At 62.1% G+C, this 4,049-nt stretch carries 4 protein-coding genes; 1 reads left to right on the top strand and 3 read right to left on the bottom strand.

What is annotated here, in order from left to right; genetic code table 11:
* Positions 1-1,579: serine/threonine-protein kinase (locus V7080_RS24545; RefSeq protein WP_334191000.1), on the bottom strand; the 1,579-nt coding region annotated here is incomplete at its 3' end.
* Positions 1,580-1,847: 268 nt separating this feature from the next.
* Between V7080_RS24545 and V7080_RS24540 the strand changes: the two genes are divergently transcribed.
* A complete protein-coding gene (locus V7080_RS24540) occupies positions 1,848-2,711 on the top strand; it encodes a PP2C family protein-serine/threonine phosphatase (RefSeq protein ID WP_334190999.1) in 864 nt (287 codons plus the stop codon).
* A gap of 138 nt (positions 2,712-2,849) precedes the next feature.
* On the opposite strand, the gene tagF is transcribed toward V7080_RS24540, so the two are convergent.
* On the bottom strand, positions 2,850-3,590 hold the full coding sequence (tagF, locus tag V7080_RS24535) for a type VI secretion system-associated protein TagF (protein ID WP_334190998.1): 741 nt from the start codon (positions 3,588-3,590) through the stop codon (positions 2,850-2,852).
* The coding region (locus V7080_RS24530; protein WP_334190997.1) for a type VI secretion IcmF C-terminal domain-containing protein at positions 3,590-4,049 on the bottom strand (460 nt) is incomplete at its 5' end. The genes V7080_RS24530 and tagF, both read right to left, overlap by 1 nt.

The raw sequence follows: 4,049 nt of genomic DNA, 5'->3' as shown, positions 1-4,049 counted from the left end.
CCCGGCCGGCCGAGCTTTGCGCCAATTGCTCGAGGTTCCGGATTTCCGCCGAAGACAGGCTCTCGATACTGCCGGTGAGGTTGTAATTCGCGGTAATCAGCATTGGCAACAGCGCGGAAAACACCAGCGCCGTCGTCATCTTCACCACCATCGGCCAAGAGGCCGGGCGGATCACCGCGCGGCCGAAGCGGACCAGGCGCGCTTTCAGCAGCCGCGGAGAATCGAGCAAAACGCGCCAGCTTTCTCCACCCACCGATTCGGCATCGCCGACGCGCAATGCTTCCTGCAATCCAAGGCTGGCAACGTGACCGGCAAAGAGATGGCGGCGGAATTCCTGTACATCCTGCGGCCTGTCCTTCGCATCGATTTTCAGAGCCCAATCCACCGCGCGAAGGAATTCCACGCTGTAGCGCCCCTTCCCTGCTTCCTCTGCCGGCACCATCGGGTCCAGCGTATGGCTGCGATCCGCCGCGGCAGGCGGCTTTTTACCCGTGATCATCCAGTACAAGGTGGCGCCCAGCGCGTAGATGTCCGTCCACGGCCCCTGTTCGTCGCCCTTGTACTGTTCGATCGGCGCATAACCGGGCGTAATGACATTGGCGACTTCCTGCGGGTCCCCCACCGTCTGGCGCGCGGCTCCGAAATCGAGCAGCACCAGGCTGCCGTCCTCACGGCGCACGTAGATATTGTCGGGCTTGATGTCGCGATGCAGATACCCTGACTCGTGGACCAGCCCGAGGCCGTCGAGCAGCGGCTGCAGCAGCGTGAGCAGCTCCTGTTCGGGAAGATCGTTATGCGTCGGCCACCAGGCCTTGAGCGCCTTGCCGCGCTCGTATTCCAGCACCATGTACGCCGTACGGTGGGCTTCGAAGAAGCGCGCTACCCGGACGATATTCGGATGCCGGAACGTCGCCAGGGTGCGGGCCTCGATCAGGAAGCTGTCGAGACCGTGCTGGTAGAACTCCCTGTCTTCTGGCCAGCGCGGCGTGACCGACTTGTCGGAGGCACGCTGCGCGAAGTCGCCGGGCAGGTATTCCTTGATTGCCACTTTCACGTTCAGGTGAACGTCCGTCGCCAGGTAGGTGATGCCGAAGCCGCCCTGGCCCAGCACCGAGTCGATACGGTATTCGAACAGATTGAAACCGACCGGCAGGGCGAGATTTTCCTTCGGTGCGGCGAGGGGCGGCGGGTTGCGCGGCGCGGCCGGCGGACCGGCATGTTCAGCCACGACCGGCGTTGGCTGGGCCCGCTGCACGATACGGGTGGCATCGTTGTCCGGCGCCTGGACCATGACCGTGGCGTCGTCGTCATGGCCCGCGTCCCCGGCCAGCGAATTCGTCGCCTGTGCCGCGCTGGAGATCGCCGTATCCACCATTTCCAGGCGCTTGCGCAGTTCGGCGGCGACTTCATCCTGCACCTTGCGCAGCTTCCGTTCGGTATTCACGACCGCTTCCAGTGCGCGTACCCGCTTTTCCAGCGCGGCCTTTTGTGCCGCCAGGTCGGCGTGGTCCTCGCCGGATGCGAAAATCACATCCTTGTCATCGTTGGAGTGATCGACCGGTATCCTGTCTTGATTCATGAAAGACCGCCCTTGCCTGGAAATAACTAGCGACATTTTAGACGCTAGTGCCTGCATTAACGTGGATAAACCGGCTGGAAAACCGAAATGCGACGCGCTTTTGCGATAAAACCGAAACAGAGTTGCGCCTGCCGGTGAAACATGCAGTGTATTTTCATCATTTGCTTGTGGCAAGTAAGCCGTGTTTGAAACGATTACACCTTGAGCATTGAAAAAGCCGCAGGTGCATAGTATCGTCCTCGGTTACACCGTTCCAACTGGAGTTGTTTTGACTAACTGGAAGCCGCTTTCCCCCTCTCGCTATTTCAAGCTTGGCATCGGACTGGCCTTTGGCATGACCGATGTCGGACTCTCCCGGCGTACCAATGAAGACAATTTTCTGATCGACGAGGAGATCGGCCTTGTTGTTGTCGGCGACGGCATGGGCGGCCATGATGCCGGCGAACTGGCGAGCGCCGAAGCCCTGAGCGCCGTCCGGCAATTTTTAAAGAACCAGCCGCTGTCCGCCGATCCGGACAACGATGACACGATCCCTGCCGGGTCGGCGCGTACGCCGCCGGCGCCTTCCACCGATCCCGACCGCACATGGTCGGACGCCGCCATGCAGGCGGTCAGCAAGCTGCACGATGCAGTGGAGTTCGCCAACAATCGGCTGTATGCGGAAAATCTGGCCCGCTTCAATCCGGACGGACAAGGCATGGGCACCACGCTGACGGGGTTTTGGCAGAGCTTCGCCAAGGGTCCGCTGGTCCTGTTCCATGTCGGCGACAGCCGGCTGTATCGTTTCCGTGGCGGCAGGCTGACCCAGCTCACCCGGGACCAGACGCTGTACCAGGATGCGATCGATGCCGGCGATTTCCGTGATCTGCCGCCGCGCAACCTCTTGCTGCAGGCGGTCGGCCCCTCGTCCTCGGTGATACCGGAAGTGCGCGGTCATGATGTGGCGTCGGGAGACCTGTACCTGCTTTGCACCGACGGCCTGCATGGCGAGGTTCCCGACCAGTCGATCGTGAAAGTGCTGGAGCGCACCACCCCGGCCACGCTGGATCAGTCCTGCGCGGCGCTGATCGCGCTGGCCAACGAAAGTGGCGGCAGGGATAACGTCACAGTGCTGCTGGTTGCGGCGGATTAGGATTTCACGTTCCGTGATGTGACATTCGGAATACGGATCCTGCATGCAGCGCCCCGAAATCGCGGGGCGCTCCGTGGGCAACAGACATTGAATCCAAAACGGTGCGCACGGCGCATCCGGCCCCTGCCTATCCAGCCGCTACGCGCTCACCAGGCCGACTGCCCATCCGTGCTGCGCCCACTCGCCGTCGAGCATGGCCGCAAACGATGCGTGCAACGGCAGGTTCGGCCCGGCGAGGAAGCAAGGATCGACCCGCGGTGATCCATCGGTCCACCACATGCTGTATTGATGAAATGAAGCCAGGCCCGTATTTTCCTGAAATTCGGCTGCCGCGGCACCGGCCTGGGTAATATCCGTGATGGGAACGCAGCTTCCCTGGGGACGGCGCGGGCTTGACGACAGGCCCTGCTGCGAACGCGGCGCAAATCCGGTCAGCGACGGTGCAATGGCCAGACCCGCAAGCTGGAGATCGAATCCCTGCAGGGAAAAACTGGAGTCCAGCGACGACAGTGCCAACCCCTCGATTTCGTCGTACCAACCCTTTGAACCCTGAATCCAGTCGACGAGCGCCCGGTCGTCAGGAAGCGCTGCGGCGATCGTCAACGGAAAATGCCGTCCGACCCGGTCCACGCTCGGCATGAGAATGCCGGCCCAGCCGCTTACACCGCATACACCCGGCGCCAGCGCGAAGCGCCAGATCGGGCTGGACAGGTAAATGTTCAGCCACTCCTGTCCCAGTGTTTCCCTGCTTTGCTGAACCGAGTACTGCAGCCAGCTATCCCACACGGACAGGAACGCGGTCGGCAAACGCCGCGAGACAAAGTCACCGTGGGTGGTCACCTTGCCGAAGAAGCCGGGAGAAGTTTCGGGATGGGTCACTATAGTTTGTCCAGGCAACGGAACTGTTCGAGCGCGTCGCGCCGGAATGGATTGATCACACTGCTTGCGCTGAGCTCCATGGTGAACTTGCGCCCTTGGAGATCGTAGGTCAGCTTGAAACGTTCACCCTGGGACGTCGGTTCAATGACGCCCTTGTCGATCATGCGGAACCATGCCCATGGTCCCTCGGTTTTCAGGACCGGACCCGCCGCCTCGGGCGTCACATCGAAGAACACGCCGCGGGCCGGCTTTCCGCTCGGGAGCTGGAATGGCGACGGATCCGCCGGCCCGCCCTTTTCATAGGTGAACGACTGCCCTTCGATTTCGAGCAGCAGCTCGGCAATCTTCGGATCGGCGCTGAGCGGGCGCAGCTCGAAACGCATCGACGGCTGCTTTCCGCCGGCCACGAAGAATGCATCCCTGATCCGCGCCGCGCGCTGGAAGTCGGCCAGCACGTCC

Source organism: Noviherbaspirillum sp., assembly GCF_036846085.1.
In the GTDB taxonomy this organism is placed as follows: Bacteria; Pseudomonadota; Gammaproteobacteria; order Burkholderiales; family Burkholderiaceae_D; genus Noviherbaspirillum.
The sequence above is the reverse complement of the archived record's forward strand: the minus strand, read 5'-3'. Positions and strand labels throughout refer to the sequence as shown.